Below are 16,165 nucleotides of genomic sequence, written 5' to 3' on the forward strand. Positions count from 1 at the left end.
CCCTGGCCCGCGACCAGCGCGCCGAGCGCCGCGACGCCGACGGCAGCGCCCACCTGGCGCGCGGTATTGAGGATCGCCGACGCGGTGGCCGAGCGGCCGGCCTCGACGCTGCAGAGCAGCGTCGACGTCAGCGCGGGAATCGCGATGCCGCCGCCGATCGCCATTGCCGCGAGCCCCGGCGCGAGCAGCGCATACGGGGTATGCGCACCGAGGGTCCGCCACAGCCACACGTAGCCCGCGAGCGATACCGCAAGCCCGACGATGACGGTCGCGCGGAATCCATGACGCACGGCGATGCGCGCGCTCGCGATGTTGGCGAGCATGATGATCGTGAGCGGTGCGAGCGCGAGCCCCGATTCGGTCGCGGTGAAGCCGCGCGCATTCTGGAAATAGAGGCTCAGCGAGAAAATCAGCCCGTAGAACGCGGCATTCGTGATCGCGCCGATCGCGAGCACGCCCGGCACGCGCGCGATCCGGAAGAACGCGAGCTGCAGCATCGGCGCGGCCACGCGGCGCTCGATCGCGACGAACAGCGCGCCGAGCGCGACCGACGCGGCCAGCGCACCGGCCGCATACGGGTCGCCCGGCCCCTGCGCGCCGGCCCGGATGATCCCGCCCGTCAGCAGCGCGAGCACGAGCACCGCGACGAGCTGGCCGGCCGGATCGAACAGCCGCGTGCGTGCGGCGGCCGAATCCCGTACATGGCGCACCGTGAGCCACAACCCGGCCGCGCAGATCGGCAGATTGATGAAGAAGATCGCACGCCAGCCGAGCGAATCGATCAGCAGCCCGCCGAGCGTCGGCCCGGCCGCGCTGATCGCGCCGCCGGTCGCGCTCCACCACGCGACGGCCCTTACGCGCGCGGCGGCATCGTTCGCGCACGCATGCGTGATGAGCGCGAGCGACGTGGGCAGGATCATCGCGGCGCCGACGCCCTGCGCGACCCGCGCGGCGATCAGCGCGGCCAGCGACGGCGCGAGCGCGCAGCCGAGCGATGCCAGCAGGAACAGCGCGAGGCCGTACGCGAACAGCCGGCGGCTGCCGAAGCGGTCGGCCAGCGTGCCGGACGTCAGCAGCAGCGCGGCGAACGACAGCGTGTACGCATCGACGATCCACTGCAGCCCGTGGACGCTCGATCCGAATGAATGGCCGAGGCTCGGAATCGCGACGTTGACGACGGTCACGTCGAGCTGAACGATCGCGAAGCCGAGGCTCGCGGCCGCGACGGTCGGGAGGATCGCGCGCAGCGACGTGCGATGCGGCGGTGCGATGGCGGCCGGCGCGCCGCCGAGCGCCGGAGCGCGATCGCTCATTGTGGCCTCCGTGCCGGGTGGCGCGCAAGGCAGTACGCGGGCAGGGTCACGTCGTGACCGGACGAACGGCGCAGCAGGCGGAATCGGGTCATCGGGCAGATTTCCGTAGGGCGGAGGAAGGGCGCCGGCTGCCGATCGACGGCCGGCCGCATCGTCGAATCCGACAGAAAACTAGCATCGACCTGCTAACGAATACAAATAATAACCAGCGATTTTTTAACCACCTTTCGTGTTAAGGCGCGGCGCGATCGACGCTGCCTGACGTCACCGGGATTGCTGAACTTATATCGAAAATTTTTGTTTGCAATCGACTTAATATCATTTCGCAATGCAATGACGGTCTCCTAGTCTTGTCGAGCGCTGCGCCCCGAGGACGGCAACGCGCGGCGGCAGTGCCATGCCGCTCTTCGAACCCCGATCTTTATACGAGAGACCTATGACCTATCTCGCAGATGAACGCATCGTCTTGACGGCAGCGGAGTCCGGTCACATCCGGAAGACGCTCGGCGCACTGGCCTACGATCCGGCCGGCGGCGCGGGCTACATCAGCGCGGTGCGCAAGCTCGCCTACAACGCGTTTCCCGACCGGATCGTCGACGCGTTCGATCGCGCGAAGGCACCGACCGCCGACGCGCACGGCTCGATCGAGATCGACAACCTGCCGATCGACGACGACGTGAAGGGCAGCCCGAGGTTCGAGGAGACCGGCCGCTCGTTCAAGGCCGGCGTGTTGAGCGAGAACGTGCTGGTCGCCCTGAGCACGCTGGCCGGCGAACCGTATTCGATCGCGCACGAAGGCCGCGAGCTCGTGAACAACCTCACGCCGCACAAGGCGACCGCACGCGACTATACGGGCCTCGGCTCCGAGGTCGAGCTCGATTTCCATATCGAGAACGCCGCGCAGGCGCACATGCCGGAAGGCGACACGTCGCCGTTCGCGTTGCTGCTGCTCGGCGTGCGCAGCGAAGCCGGCGGCGGCCCGTACACGCGGCTCGCCGACGCGCGCCGCGCGCTGCAGCTGCTGTCGCCGGACGACATCGCGCAACTCTACGGCGAGCACTACATCATCCGCGTGCCGTACCGGTGGCGCGGCGCCGCGCCGACGCCGCGCGACAATACCGACCTGAGCGCGGTGCTGTCGGGGCCGCTCGACGCGCCGCGCGTGACGGTCGCGTTCTATCCGGACATGGTGCTGGCGGTCAATGCGCGTGCGCAGGAGGCGCTGGCCAACCTGTATCGCGCGGTGCGCGAAGTGTCGTTCGGCGTGCAGGTACAGCCCGGCAAGCTGGTGCTGATCAACAACCATTTCACGCTGCATTCGCGCGACCGTTTCGATCCGCAATACGACGAGAACGACCGGGCATTCCGCTGGGTGCAGCGCGTGTTCGTCGCGCGCAGCCTGTGGAACTTCCGCGCGTTCACGCCCTTGCAGGCGCGGGTCTTCGATCCGAAGGCGCTGTATGCGGGCGACGCGCACGCGACGCGCCCGTCGCCGGTCGCGCAACCGGCGCCGCAACGCGCGGCCGCCGCCGAACTCGAGGTGACGCCCGCGTGAGCGTACCGGGAACGCCGGGGGAGAAGGGCGGCGAACAGGCGGTGAGCATCGTTCGGCGCCGCCCGCGTTCGGCACACGCTTCGCAAAATATCAAGGAATCCGGAAGACATGAGAAGAACAGCAATTCCCGTGGCACGCATCGCTCTCGCGCTGGCCGCCATCCTGATCGGCGGCAGCGTCGCCGCGCAGGCCGCGACGTTCGACCTGAGCCCCGAGCAGCCGGGCCGGCAGCGCGGCACCGTGAACCCGGCGGTCGAGCAGGCATTGCCGGCCGGCTACCGGTTTGCCGAAGCGGGCACGTTGACGATCGGCATCGCGCCGAACCTGCCGCCGCTCAGCACCTATGCGACCGATGCGCGAACGGTCGTCGGCTTCGATCCCGATCTCGCCCAGCTCGTCGCCGACAGCCTCGGCCGCAAGCTGAAGATCGTGCCGCTCTCGTGGGCCGACTGGCCGCTCGCGCTGCAGTCCGGCAAGGTCGACGCGGTGATCTCGAACGTGACGGTCACCGAACAGCGCAAGGAGAAATTCGACTTCTCGACCTACCGGAAGGATCAGCTCGGCTTCTACGTGAAGAACGGCAGCCGGATCGCGTCGATTCGCGAGCCGAAGGACGTTGCCGGGCTGCGCGTCGTGACCGATTCGGGCACGAACCAGGAAAAGATCCTGCTCGAATGGAACCGGCAGAACGTCGCGCGCGGCCTCGCGCCGGTCGAGATCCAGTACTACGCGGATGCGGCGGAGCGCTGGGTCGCGCTGCAGTCGGGGCGCGTCGACACGATCTTCAGCGTGAACTCGATGCTCGCGTACCAGGCATCGCTGCGCGGCGACGCGAAGCTGATCGGCACCGTGAGCGGCGGCTGGCCGCGCACCGCGGACATCGCGATCACGACGCGCAAGGGCAGCGGCCTCGCCGATCCGCTGACGGTCGCGATCAATGCGCTGATCGCGAACGGCAGCTACCGGAAGGTGCTCGGCCGCTGGAGTCTCGATGCCGAAGCGATCGACCGGTCGCAGACCAATCCGCCGGGGCTGCCGCGCACCTGAACCGCCCGGGTGCCGATCGCCGCGATGCTCAGGTGATCGGCCACTGCAGGATCACGATCCCGTCGTTGTAGTCGGCATCGGCGCCGTCTTCGGCGCCGAGCCAGCCGAGCCAGACGGTGTCGCCCGCGGACAGCGGCGCGAGACGCGCATCGGTCGCGGATTTCCTGCCGTTGGCGAATGCGTCGATCCGGATCTTGCCGCCCTTCGAGTTCAGCGTGAACAGCCTGACGCCGTCCTCGCTGTTGCCGACGAACGACGCGGCCGGTTCCGGCGCATCGTCGATGAAAAGCCTGAGGTCCTGCCGGTCGGCGGCATTCGCGTAGAAGATCGCCTTGAACGCGGTATCCGGCGGCAGCGTGAAGTTGCCGTTGCGATCCGACGACGGCTTGAAATCCGGCTGTTTCGCGGCCGGCCGGCCGGCGCCGATCTCGATCGACGTTTCCCAACGGAAATAGCCCGACACGGTGCCGTCGCGGTCGAACACGGCGAAATCGGCCGTGCACGTGGTGGCGCCCGCGGCCAGCACGTCGCTGCGCCAGTAGTGGTCCTTCATCGGATGGCACGGCGGATGCAGCAGGTCGTCGGCATCGGGTACCGGCGCGGCCGCGTCGCGTACTTCGGCTTCGAACGGCGCGACGATGCCCGCATCCTTCAACGCGAACCGGACGAACAGCACGCTCGCCTCGGCGCGCAGTGCCAGCGCGGTCTCGCGCAGGCGCAACTGGTCGCCCGGCGACAGCCCGGCGAAGAGCCGGCTGTCGTTGTGGCCGAGCTGCGCGGCGTCGCCGGGGCTCACCACGTAGAGGTGCCGGCCGTCGATCACGGTCGGCGCGTCGGGGTCCCGGCTCGCCTCCGGGTAGGCCGACAGCAGCGTGACGGCGTCGACGATCACGAGCACATCGGAACGAAGACCAGGCATGAGCGCTTCCTCCGCAACAAGGGGTTGATGCGGGCAGCCGCCGCGCGGCCGCCCGCCTGCCGCGATCAGTTATGGATCGAGATGAACGGATCCCACGAGAAGCAGCCCTGGCTCTGGCAGTTGCGATCGATGATCTGGAACTGGAAGTGGTAAGTCACGCGGCCGACCTTCAGGCATTCCGACGACCAGTAGTAGTTCGCGACCTTCTGGCAGGTCGGCACCTCGGGCTTGCTGGTGTTCGGCACCGGGATCGACGCTTCCGCGACGCGCGGTGTCGGCGTCGAGATCAGTTCGTTGCCGACGTTGCCGATGAACTTGTAGAACACCACCTGGTTCTCGAAGCCCAGCGACAGGCTCGTTTCACGCCAGCGGATCAGGTCGCCGACCTGCGCCTTCAGGTCGAGTTCGCCGCCCGCCTGCCCGGACACCACGTTGTCCTGGTTGGTGACCATGTACACGTGCTTCCAGTCGATCAGCGTCGGGCTATTCGGATTCTTGCTGGGATTCGGATATTTTTTGAGGATGGTTTCGGTATCGAAAGAGACGAGCACATCGGTAACGCGTGACATAGAAGCTCCCGTTTGAATGAATGGGAATTATTGTTGCGCGAATTTCGTCGCGCAGCCGCCATGGCCTTGTCCTGCAAGGCTCGTCGCCGTTAGATGCCCGTGCTGGCGAGATGGCGAAGGCAGATTATCCCGTTCGGTTGTTTCTGGAAGCTGTAAAAGTAAACAGGGTATTTAATTTGTTTCGGGCGGTAATTTTAAAATCGGAATCAATCGGATTCATGCGTGACATAAATATGCCGACATTGAATCTGTTAATTGAATGGCCGATTATTTTCGGGGGCGGCGGGAAGGGGCGTTCAACGATAGGTCCAGAGCCGGTGCAGCAGGAACGTCGTCGGCGGAATCAGCAACGCGATCGCGACGATGCTCATTGCGCGGGACACGTCGAGCGCTTCGGCCGCACGCGCGAGCAGCAGGGTTTCGACGAAGCCGGCGAGCGTGACCGCGAGAAAGCGCACCGCGTTGCGCGTGCGCACCGTCGACGAAAAGCTCCACAGCGTGTTCGCGAGATACGAGAACGCCGTCGCGCAGAGGAACGCGATCGTGTTCGCAGTCACCAGCGTCGCGTCGAACCGCGCGAACAGCGCCGCTGCGACCAGCGTGTGGATCGCGGTCGAGCAGAGGCCGGACACGCCGAAGCGCACGAGGCGCGTGCGCTCGGCATCGAGCAGGCCGATCATGGCCGTCGCCGCGCGTCAGCGTTCGCCGATCCGCGCACGGGTCGGCTGCACGCGCCGGCGAGCGCTCTGGCGGCGCGCATCGCGCGCGACCCGCAGTTCGACCACCTTGCCGTGCGTCTGGTAGCGGCGGCGGATCAGGTAGACGGGCCGTTGCTTCGACTCGTCGTAGATCCGCCCGATGTATTCGCCGACGACACCGATCCCGATGAGCTCGATGCCGCCGATGAACAGCGTGACCGAGATCAGCGACGCGTAGCCGAGCACCGGATTGCCGAACAGCAGCGTGCGGAGAATGATGAACGCGCCGTACAGGAACGCGAGCGCGGCGATGCCGACGCCGATGTAGGTCCAGCTGCGCAGCGGCACGGTGCTGAAGCTGGTGATGCCTTCCAGCGCGAAATTCCACAGCTTCCAGCCGGAAAATTTCGAGTGTCCGGCACTACGCGCGTCGCGCTGGTATTCGACGATGACCGTCCGGTAGCCGACCCACGCGAACAGCCCCTTCATGAAGCGATGCCGCTCGGGCAGGCTGCGCAGCGCGTTCACGACCTTGCGGTCCATCAGCCGGAAATCGCCGACGTTCTCCGGCAGTTTCACGTCCGACAGCAGGTTGTGCACGCGATAGTAGATCGCGGCCGCCGTGCGCTTCGCGAACGAATCGCACGCGCGGTTGCTGCGCTTCGCGGCGACGACTTCCGCACCGTCGCGCCAGTGTTCGATCATCACCGGAATCAGGCTCGGCGGGTCCTGCAGGTCGGCGTCGAGCGGGATCACCGCGTCGCCGAGGGCTTCGTCGAGACCGGCCGTGAGCGCTGCTTCCTTGCCGAAGTTGCGGGTCAGGTCGATCACCCGCACGCGCCGTTCGCCGGCGCCGATCCGGATCAGCCGCTCGAGCGTGTCGTCGCGGCTGCCGTCGTTCACGCAGACGATCTCGAACCGGATGCCGTCGATGGACGTCATCAACGGCATCACGACGTCGAAGAAGCGTTCGACGGCCTCGCCTTCGTTATAGAACGGCACGACCAGCGATACGAGCGGTGTATAGAGTGGTTCCCGCATGATGATTTCCCCTGTGATGTCGCTTCACCGATGCACGCCGATGGTCGGTCGGCCGGTGCGGCGCAATCCGTACGCCGGGCGGTGGTGCGTTCTTGCCGAATGGGTGAACGCGGTGTCGGTCGAGCGGTCGCGTGCGTCCGGCATCGACGGCACGTCGCGCCGGTCCCGGGCGATCCGGCTGACGAGCAGCCCGAGCGACGCCAGCGTGACGAGCGGCATGAACTGGAACGACAGATGCGGCACGACCGCGAGGCCCGCGAGCGGCATCAGCCACAGCAGCGTCAGCCATTCCCGGTCGAAGCGCCGCCAGCCGTGCGTCCACGCATAACGCGCGTACCACGCGATCACGAGGCCGTACCAGGTCAGGTCGTAGTCGTACAGATAGGGGCTGACGAGCAGGCACGCGCACGCGAGCGTCGCGGCGCGCAGCGCGTACGCGCAGTCGCCGCGCCACGCATAGACGACGGCGATCGCGGCGACCGCGGCCGACAGCAGTTGAAGGCCGCTGGCGACGAAGGTGGGCAGGCCGGCCATCGTCGCGAGCGCGAACACCGACGGCATGCGCGCGAGCTTGGCCTGGCCGGTGCCGACGATCGTGTAGACGCTGTCGATCACATGCGTGAAGGTGATCCACGGGCCGAACCCGAACGCGAGTGTCGCGAGTGCGGCGCTGCACGCGATCGTCGCGGCCCACGCGGCCAGTGCGCGCCATTGGCCGGCGCACAGCAGCGCGAGCGGGAACAGCACCGCGAGCTGCGGCTTCATCGTCAGCAAGCCGAAGCAGATCCCGGCGTGCACGGGGCGGCGGGCCAGCGCGAGCAGGCCGGCACCGGCGAGCAATGCGGTGAAGAGGCTGGTCTGCCCGACGATCACCGTGAGGAACGCGCCGGGGAATGCGAACGCGCACAACCATGCGCCATCTCGCTGCACGATCGCGCGGATCGTTGCCGAAAACAGCGCATAGGTGAGCCCGAGCCACAGCACGAGCGCCAGCGTGTACGGCAGCCAGCCGAGCGGCAGCACGAGCAGCAGCATCGAGGGCGGGTAGAGCCACGGCAGCGTGCCGTCCGCGAGCGTCATCGTCGGGATCGCGAGCTTCTGCACTGCGAACAGCGCGGGAAAATGCCAGGCATCGGCCGCATGCCCGTGCGCGGCGAGCCACGCGGCGCTCCAGATCGGCGAGAAATCCTGCGACAGCGGCTGCAGCGCGCCGTTGTGCGACAGGTACACGCGGGTGACGTAGATGCAGATGAACAGCAGCTCGCTCGCCAGTGCGGCGCCCGCATAGAGGCGCACGCGCTCGCGATTGAGCCAGTGCGGGTAGCGGCGCGGGCCCGCGATCGGGAGTTCCGGATGCACGTCGGTATCCGGGTGCGCGTGGCGTGCGGAAGGTGACGATCTCATCGTGCGCTCCGGGATTCGAGCGCCGTGCGGCGCACGACGATGAACAGCACCGCGAGCAGCACGATCGGCCCGATCTGCGGCAGCTTCATCAGTCGGTTGAACATCTCGAAGATCGGCAGCAGCCACGCCAGCACGATGATGCCCTGGTCGCCCGGCAGCCAGCCTTTGTCGAGACCGTGCGCGATCAGGCAGAAGATCGCGATGCCGAGCCACGTCAGTTCGTAGTTCCACAGATACGGCGTCGTCAGCAGCGTGGCGACGGCCAGCACCGCGCCGCGCAGGCGCATGTCGGGCGTGCGGCGCCATACGTCGACGGCCGCGGCGAGCGCGAGCAGCGCGACCGCCGCTTGCGCGACCAGTGCGGCCGTCACCGGCAGGCCCGCGAGCCGCAATGCGGCGAACGGCGTCGGCGACGCGAGCCAGTACGACGGGAGCATGAAATGCTGTTCGCGCACCGTCGACAGTGCCTGGCTCAACCCGTGCAGCGCACCGGGGCCGGCCAGTGCGATGCCGGCGGCCGCGAACAGCGCGGCGGTGATCGCGGCCGCCGCGAAGGTGCGCCACGCACGTGCCGCGATCAGCACGACGGGGAACACCACGGCCAGCTGCGGCTTGATCGCAAGCAGCCCGATCAGCACGCCGGCCGCGACCGGGCGCTTGCCGAGCAGATGCAGCGCGAGTGCGGCGAGGCCGGCGGTCAGGATGCTGTTCTGGCCGAACAGCGCGGACATGCACACCGCCGAATACGCGACCACGACGATCGCCGCGGCGTGCGGCACCGGAAGATGCGCGCGCAATCCCGACAACCGCGAGACGGCGAACGCGTAGCATAAAAGACTGCCCGCGAAAAAGAGGAAATATGCGGGCAGGAAAGGCACAAGGGCAACCGGAGCGATGAACAGCAACATCGTCGGCGGATAGAGCCAGGGAAGCGACCGGTGCTGCAAATACGTGTCGAATTGTGCGAGCTCGGCCTGCAGGAATAAGGAGGGGTCGTAGGCCGATGCGGCATGGCCTTGCAACACCAGGTGCGATGCGGTCCAGAAGACGGAGAAATCGACGCCCGGCCGGACGGCGACATTCGACGTGAAGCCGCTGGTCACGAAGCCCCAGACAACCAGCAACGCGGCGAAGAGCATCAGCATGATGCAGCTGTACGGAATGATCCGGTCGGCTGTCAGCCACTGAGCGCGGCGTGTTGCCCGCCCGCGCATTTCACGATTGGCTGTGTACATGATTCCCCGTATTTGGTAGAGGCCGCTTGGTCAATCGCAGCCGTTTGATCTTGTGGTGCCTGCGGATCGAGTCGCTCTGAAATGGCGTTGTCCGGTGAGGTCATTGTTGGAGAAAAAATGGCGCGTTGCAAATCACCCGCTGAATGCCGGGATTTAGTCTGGCCTAAGACGCACGTGAAAACCGCATTTTCAGGTATGAGAAATCCGAACTGCGGGCTTTCGTGTTTCTGCCTTGAAACATTCCGTCATTTCGACCGGTTCCGCGCCCCGGCGATCGCTCGGGACGCGAGCGCCGTCGAGCGTCCGGGAAAATCCCAAGAAAAAATTTTCGATCCTTTGCGCAGCGCGGCGGCGGGCATTCACGCGTGAAACGCTCGCCGGGAAACATATATCAATTTTGAAACATTTCGCACACTGCACCCCGGGCCGGGGAGAGCGGGCATCGCCGGAACCCTTGATGCGCCTCGATTCCGCTTCGGGTGGCCTGCTCTTTGCGTAAGCGTTGGCACGGCAGTCGACGATGTGACGACCGGGCGGTTCCGGCAAAAGACAGACGGAACCCGGCACCGGAATCACAGGCGGAAAGAAGGGCCGGAGCGCATCGGGGAACAAGCAGCTCCAGGTCGATCAACCGCGCAAGCCTTCGTCGGGTGACCAATGAGACCCGGTATCGTCAGGGCAATAAAAAGTCGGCATGGCCGCATATGGGGAATAAAAATGAAAGACCACAGCACATCACGGTTCGAGAACCGGATTAAAAACATATTGCAGCTTATCCGGGAGTTTGTCTCCCATTCATCTGGATTCCATGCGTCGAACGGCAGTCGTGCCGTTCCGGTCGATCGGATGGTCCGGTTCATCCGGCCGGTCGCACCGTACACGCCTTTCTCGTTCACTGCGTCACTGATACCCATTCGCACGGACAGGGGTGCATATCCCCGCTCCCGCGGCTGAGCGACGCGTCCCGATTTTTCGAGTAGTGCCGGTGGTGCCCAACCCCGACGTCCTGACCGACGAAGGGAATTTCATAGCAGTCCGAAAGGAGAATGCTCATGACAAGAATCATCGAAAAGATCGCGTGGTTCGTCCAGGATCAGGACGGCGTGACGGCCATCGAATACGGCCTGATCGCTGCCCTGATCGCGATCGGCATCGTCGTCGCGTTGACGACGGTCGGTACGGATCTGAAGACCGTGTTCAGCACGATCGCCGCGGATCTGGACTCGGCGGTAGCAGGAATCTGATGGACGGTACGACGAACGGCTCGTCCGAATCGTTCGTCGGCACCACACGGCATCAACGACATTCCTCGACGTATCGATGCACGGTCATCCGACCAGCCGGCACGCGAGGGCTTTGAAAGTGACCACCCAAGGAGATCAACATGTCCAAGTTCATTCAACAAGCCAGCCGTTTCGTTCGCGATGAAGACGGCGTGACCGCCATCGAATACGGCCTGATCGCCGCACTGATCGCAGTCGGCATCATCCTCGCGCTGTCGACCATCGGGAAGGACCTCAAGACCGTGTTCAGCACGATCGCGGCCGACCTGGACTCGGCGGTGGCGGGCATCTGATGGAGCATGCCGCGGACGGCTCGGCCGGTGCAGCGCTCGAGCCGTCCCCGGCGATCCGATCAACCGGGAACCGGAGACCATCATGCAAGCCAGGATGCGTGTCGTACGTCGCTGGATCGGCGACGAGCAGGGCGTGACGTCGATCGAATATGCGTTGCTCGGCGCGATGTTCGCCGTCGCGGTGCTGGGGACGGTCGTCACGCTGAAGGGTTCGCTTGCCAATGCGTACGAGGTGATCGCAACAGCCGTGACGGCCGCCGTGGCCACCGCGCTGGCAATGGTTTCCTGATCCACCGAGTCGACTGCGAGGTTCGCCATGCTACCTGTTGCGCCGCCTTACCCGGTTCCGTTGTGCGTGACGCTGCTCGCGGTCGCCGCGGCCAGCACGGACATCGCGACCCGCCGCATTCCGAACCGTCTCGTCCTGCTCGGCCTGGCCGGCGCGCTGGTTGCCCAGTGCCTGTTGCACGGTGTCGCGGGGGGCGCGCTCGGATGGCTCGCCGGTGCCGCGACCGGCTTCGGCCTGCTGTTGCCGTTCTACCTGTTGCGCGGAATGGCGGCCGGCGACGTGAAGCTGATGCTCGCGATCGGCGCCTGGGTCGGCGCGGAAATGACGTTTTACATCGTGCTGGCCACCTTCCTGGCCGGCGGGATCGGCGCCATCGCCTATGCGCTGCTGCGCGGGCGGATGCGCCAGATGTGGGCGAACGTGCGCGCGTTGATCGCGCGGCGCTCGCCAGGCGCGAGCGCCGAGGCCACCGGCGGCCCCGTCGAAATCGCATCGGTCGGCACGCTGCCGTACGGCGTGGCGATCGCGGCCGGCACGCTGGGCATGCTGTTCGCGTCGTGCGCGTAGCGCGACGGATCTGCAACGAGGACGGAACGATCATGAACACGAATCACACCGAACCGAGACGCGACGCACAGGTGGCACGCCTGCCCGATCCGTTGCCGTCGCGGGAAGCGCATACGAAGCTGGGCGCGCAGTTGCCGGCGGCGCCGCGCTCGCTCGACGATACCGGGTTGAGCATGACGTTCGTCGCCGGTCTCGTGCTGAAGTCGACGCTGATGCTCGGCCGCCCGTCGTACGGCGACCTGGTCGAACGGCACTGCCTGCCGCTCGCCGTGCTCGACGACGTCTTCGCGTTCCTGGTGCGCGAGCATCTCGTCGAGCTCACCCATCGCGGTGCGACCGATCTCGACGTGACGTTCCGCCTGACCGACGCGGGCCGCGTGCTGGCGCTCGAGGAACGGGCGCGCAGCGGCTACAGCGGGCCCGCGCCGGTGACGCTCGACGCGTATCTCGCGTGCCTGAACGCGCATTCGGTACGCAAGCTGCACATCAGCCAGGACGAGGTGTGGGCGGCGTTCGAAGGCATCGTGATCGACACGGCGGTGCTCGATGCGGCCGCGGCTGCGCTGAACGCGGGCCGTCCGCTGCTGATCTACGGGCCCGCCGGCAGCGGCAAGACCTTCCTCGCCGAGCGGCTCGGTTCGCTGATGCGGGGCCGCGTGCCGGTGCCGTACGCGATCTGCGCGGCCGGCGAAGTGATCCAGATCTACGACCCGCTCGTGCACGTCGATGCGGGAACGTCGTCGGGCGGCCAGTCGGTCGATCGCCGCTGGCGCCTGTGCGAACGGCCGGTCGTGATGTCGGGCGGCGAACTGACGCTCGACGAGCTCGACCTGCGTCGCGACGAAGTCGCCGGCTTTTACCAGGCGCCGCCGCACATGAAGGCGAACATGGGCATGTACGTCGTCGACGATCTCGGCCGCCAGCGCGTCGAGCCGCGCGACCTGCTCAACCGCTGGCTGCGTCCGCTCGATCGCGGCGTCGATTACCTGACGCTCGAATCCGGCAACCGCTTCGTGATGCCGTTCGACGTCTGGCCGGTGTTCTCGAGCAACCTCGCGCCGGAGCAGTTCTGCGACGACGCGTTCCTGCGCCGGCTCGGTTCGAAGCTTCACGTCGGCGCGATGGCGATCGACGACTACCGCGCCGTGTATGACGCAGCCTGCGCATCGCTGGGGCTCGTATCGGCGAGCGATGCATTCGACTACCTGCTGCATCGGCTGCACCTGCCGACCGGCAAGGCGTTTCTCGCCTGTTTTCCGGCGGACCTGCTGCGTCTCGTGGCCGCCGGCGCGCGTTACCGCGGCGATCCGCCCGAGGTGACGCACGACGCGCTGTACGACGCGTGGGTGAGCTATTTCGGCGCGGCACCCGAACGTGACGGCGTCCATCCGCCGCCCGTCGAACGCGGCGGACGCACCTTCATCACCGGTTGAGCCGTTTCTTTCACGATTCGTCGAGGAGCATTGCCATGAAAAACAGTCGAGCGGTCATGATGCTGGTCGTCGCGATGGTCGCGGGTCTTGCCGCGGTCGTGTTCGCGTCCCACTGGCTGGTACAGACATCCACGAGTTCGGTCACGCCGGTCGCGGTGGCCACCACCGACCTGAACCTGGGCGAACCGCTCGGGCCGAACCAGATTCACATGGTCAGCTGGCCGTCGGGCAGCGTGCCGACCGGCGCGTTCACCGATACGAAGGCGCTCGAAGGGCGCGTCGTGCGCACCAGCCTCGCACGCGGCGAGCCGGTGATCGAGACGAAGCTCGCGCCGGTCGGCACGAAGGGCGGGCTGTCCGCGGTGATCGCCGACGGCAGCCGCGCGATCACGGTGCGCGTGAACGACGTGGTCGGCGTCGCGGGCTTCGCGCTGCCGGGCAACTACGTCGACGTGATCGTCAACACGCAGGAACAGCAGGGCAAGACCGACGGGCAGAGCATCTCGAAGATCGTGCTCGAGCACATCCTCGTGCTCGCCGTCGCACAGCAGGTGAGCCGCGACGACACGGCGCCGAAGGTCGTCAACGCGGTGACGCTGGAAGTCACGCCCGACCAGGCCGAGCGGCTCGACCTCGCGCGCAGCGTCGGCACGCTGTCGCTCGTGCTGCGCAACCAGGTCGACCAGAAGACGCTGAACACCGACGGGGCGACCAAGCTGACGCTGCTCGGCAAGGAGCCCGCACCCGAAGCGCCTGCGGCGCCCGCTCGCGTACGGACGGTACGCGTGCACGTCGCATCGCATGCGGCGCCGGAAGCGCGGCGCGACTGCGTCGGCGTGCTGACGGGCGTGAAGGGCAGCGTCGAGTGTTTCTGAAGCAGATCAACACAGTCACATAAACGGCCGCCTGCAACGTGCGGCGGCCCTGGAAGTCGATAACCGGCACGGTGCCGGTCTCTCGGGGGATCAGACGAAATGAAGATCAAACCGCAATGCACGGATACCGGCCCGCTGCGCACACGCGTCGCACGGGGCACGATGATGGTCGCGATCCTCTGTTCGGGATGGCTGACGGTTTATGGCGCACTCGCGCAGGAAGGCATCGAGTCGGCGGTGCTGACGAAGGGCGGCGCCAGCGCGCCGACCGCCGTCGGCAAGGGGCCGATGCAGATGACGATCAGCATGGCGCCGGTGGCGGCCGCCGCGCCCGCCGCGTCGGCGGGGCCGCTGCGCGGGCCGAATTGCGTCGGCGCCGTGCGCGAGTCGACCAGCGTCAGCGTGCCGCTCGGCAAGTCGCTGCTGGTGCCGATGCCGGAGCCGGTCCGCAATCGGACGATCGGCAATCCGGCGGTTGCGCAGGCCACGATGGTGTCACCGCAGACGCTGTACATCCTCGGGCTCGCGGTCGGCACGACCAACATGATCGTGCAGGGCAAGAGCGGCGCATGCCGCGTGATCGACGTCGCGGTCGGCGCGGATGCCGGCGGCCTGCAGGCGTCGCTGCTGCAGCTGATGCCGAACGAGCGCGACATCCGCGTGACGACGGCGGCCGGCACGATCGTGCTGTCGGGCACCGTGTCGAGCTCGCAGGCCGCGCAGCAGGCCGTGCAGATCGCGCGCGCCTACGGCGACAGCGCCGGCGACCCGGCCGCGGGCGGCAAGCAAAGCGGCAGCGGCGTGCTGAACATGCTGGCCGTCACGTCGCCGCAGCAGGTGATGCTCGAGGTGAAGGTGGCCGAGGTGTCGAAGACGCTGATCAACCAGATGGGCAGCGCGCTCAACATCCAGGGCGGGTTCGGTTCGTGGAGCGGGGCGCTGGTCAGCAACCTGCTCGCGGGGGTGGCGAGCGGCGTCGCCTTCAGCAAGGCGAACAACAAGCCGTTCAACCTCGCGGCCGACGCACAGAACACCGACAACCTGGTCAAGATCCTCGCGGAGCCGAATCTCGTGACGATCAGCGGCCAGGAAGCGACGTTCCTCGCCGGCGGCAAGATCTTCATCCCGATTCCGCAGAGCAGCGGCAACGGCACGTCGTCGATCACGCTGCAGGAAGAGGAATTCGGCGTCGCGCTGAAGTTCACGCCGACGGTGCTCGCCAACGGCCGGATCAGCCTGAAGGTGGCGCCGGAAGTGTCGGAGCTGTCGCAGACGGGTGTCACGCTGAGTGCGACCAACATCGGCGGCACGTCGATCCTGCCGCTGATCACGACGCGGCGCGCATCGACGACGGTGCAGATGAGCGACGGCGAATCGTTCGCGATCGGCGGGCTGATCAAGGACAACGTGACGGGCGCGCTGAAGGCGCTCCCGGGTGTGGGCGAAGTGCCGGTGCTCGGCGCGCTGTTCCGCAGCACGTCGTTCCAGCAGGATCGCACCGAGCTGATCTTCCTGATCACGCCGCACCTGGTGAAGCCGCTGCAGACCGCCGACGTGCCGCTGCCGACCGACAGCTTCTCGAAGCCGAACGAAGTCGACGTGTACGCGACGGGCAACATGGAAGGCCGCGGCGGTGTGCGCAAG

17 protein-coding genes are annotated in these 16,165 nt (G+C 66.8%); 10 read left to right on the forward strand and 7 right to left on the reverse strand.

Going from position 1 to position 16,165, the window contains the following annotated elements; translation table 11 throughout:
* A partial coding sequence (locus DPV74_RS30395; RefSeq protein ID WP_119338541.1) for an MFS transporter occupies positions 1–1,313 on the reverse strand: 1,313 nt, incomplete at its 3' end.
* Positions 1,314–1,749: 436 nt separating this feature from the next.
* Between DPV74_RS30395 and DPV74_RS30400 the strand changes: the two genes are divergently transcribed.
* Together DPV74_RS30400 and DPV74_RS30405 are read left to right on the forward strand one after the other, a co-directional pair.
* Positions 1,750–2,868 carry a TauD/TfdA family dioxygenase gene (locus tag DPV74_RS30400; RefSeq protein WP_119338542.1) on the forward strand — a complete coding sequence of 373 codons (1,119 nt, stop codon included), beginning with the start codon at positions 1,750–1,752 and terminating at the stop codon, positions 2,866–2,868.
* Between the two features lie 108 nt (positions 2,869–2,976).
* Positions 2,977–3,915: an ABC transporter substrate-binding protein gene (locus DPV74_RS30405; protein WP_119338543.1), complete on the forward strand. Its 939-nt coding sequence runs from the start codon at positions 2,977–2,979 to the stop codon at positions 3,913–3,915.
* A gap of 28 nt (positions 3,916–3,943) precedes the next feature.
* On the opposite strand, the gene DPV74_RS30410 is transcribed toward DPV74_RS30405, so the two are convergent.
* The 6 genes from DPV74_RS30410 to DPV74_RS30435 form a co-directional block, all read right to left on the reverse strand.
* Positions 3,944–4,834: an AidA/PixA family protein gene (locus DPV74_RS30410; RefSeq protein ID WP_111941271.1), complete on the reverse strand. Its 891-nt coding sequence runs from the start codon at positions 4,832–4,834 to the stop codon at positions 3,944–3,946.
* A 65-nt stretch (positions 4,835–4,899) separates the two neighbouring features.
* Entirely contained in the window at positions 4,900–5,403 is a 504-nt protein-coding gene (locus tag DPV74_RS30415) for an inclusion body family protein (protein ID WP_027792733.1), read from the reverse strand.
* A 296-nt stretch (positions 5,404–5,699) separates the two neighbouring features.
* Positions 5,700–6,083, reverse strand: a complete 384-nt coding sequence (locus tag DPV74_RS30420) for a GtrA family protein (RefSeq protein ID WP_059688229.1) — start codon at positions 6,081–6,083, stop codon at positions 5,700–5,702.
* A 15-nt stretch (positions 6,084–6,098) separates the two neighbouring features.
* A complete protein-coding gene (locus DPV74_RS30425) occupies positions 6,099–7,142 on the reverse strand; it encodes a glycosyltransferase family 2 protein (protein WP_060196902.1) in 1,044 nt (347 codons plus the stop codon).
* A 24-nt stretch (positions 7,143–7,166) separates the two neighbouring features.
* Complete coding sequence (locus DPV74_RS30430) at positions 7,167–8,546, reverse strand: glycosyltransferase family 87 protein (protein ID WP_119338544.1); 1,380 nt, start codon at positions 8,544–8,546, stop codon at positions 7,167–7,169.
* Positions 8,543–9,781, reverse strand: a complete 1,239-nt coding sequence (locus DPV74_RS30435) for a glycosyltransferase family 87 protein (RefSeq protein WP_119338545.1) — start codon at positions 9,779–9,781, stop codon at positions 8,543–8,545. Before DPV74_RS30435 ends, DPV74_RS30430 begins: the two co-directional genes overlap by 4 nt.
* An 81-nt stretch (positions 9,782–9,862) precedes the next feature.
* Here DPV74_RS30435 and DPV74_RS30440 point away from each other — a divergent pair, with 81 nt between their 5' ends.
* The 8 genes from DPV74_RS30440 to DPV74_RS30475 all read left to right on the forward strand — a co-directional run.
* The gene (locus tag DPV74_RS30440) at positions 9,863–10,150 is read left to right on the forward strand and encodes a hypothetical protein (RefSeq protein ID WP_124535345.1); all 288 of its coding nucleotides are present in this window, start codon (positions 9,863–9,865) and stop codon (positions 10,148–10,150) included.
* A 683-nt stretch (positions 10,151–10,833) separates the two neighbouring features.
* On the forward strand, positions 10,834–11,025 hold the full coding sequence (locus DPV74_RS30445; RefSeq protein ID WP_059688225.1) for a Flp family type IVb pilin: 192 nt from the start codon (positions 10,834–10,836) through the stop codon (positions 11,023–11,025).
* 140 nt (positions 11,026–11,165) lie between these two features.
* Positions 11,166–11,357 (forward strand): Flp family type IVb pilin, encoded by a 192-nt coding sequence (locus tag DPV74_RS30450; RefSeq protein ID WP_011349893.1) that lies wholly within the window; start codon positions 11,166–11,168, stop codon positions 11,355–11,357.
* An 82-nt stretch (positions 11,358–11,439) separates the two neighbouring features.
* Positions 11,440–11,646, forward strand: a complete 207-nt coding sequence (locus DPV74_RS30455) for a Flp family type IVb pilin (protein WP_059485633.1) — start codon at positions 11,440–11,442, stop codon at positions 11,644–11,646.
* Positions 11,647–11,673: 27 nt separating this feature from the next.
* Complete coding sequence (locus DPV74_RS30460) at positions 11,674–12,213, forward strand: prepilin peptidase (protein ID WP_059688223.1); 540 nt, start codon at positions 11,674–11,676, stop codon at positions 12,211–12,213.
* 32 nt (positions 12,214–12,245) lie between these two features.
* Entirely contained in the window at positions 12,246–13,646 is a 1,401-nt protein-coding gene (locus tag DPV74_RS30465; RefSeq protein WP_060084692.1) for an ATP-binding protein, read from the forward strand.
* 35 nt (positions 13,647–13,681) lie between these two features.
* On the forward strand, positions 13,682–14,521 hold the full coding sequence (cpaB, locus tag DPV74_RS30470) for a Flp pilus assembly protein CpaB (protein WP_060084644.1): 840 nt from the start codon (positions 13,682–13,684) through the stop codon (positions 14,519–14,521).
* A gap of 99 nt (positions 14,522–14,620) precedes the next feature.
* A partial coding sequence (locus DPV74_RS30475) for a type II and III secretion system protein family protein (protein WP_162923178.1) occupies positions 14,621–16,165 on the forward strand: 1,545 nt, incomplete at its 3' end.

The organism is Burkholderia sp. HAN2018, assembly GCF_024704855.1.
In the GTDB taxonomy this organism is placed as follows: Bacteria; Pseudomonadota; Gammaproteobacteria; order Burkholderiales; family Burkholderiaceae; genus Burkholderia; species Burkholderia cepacia.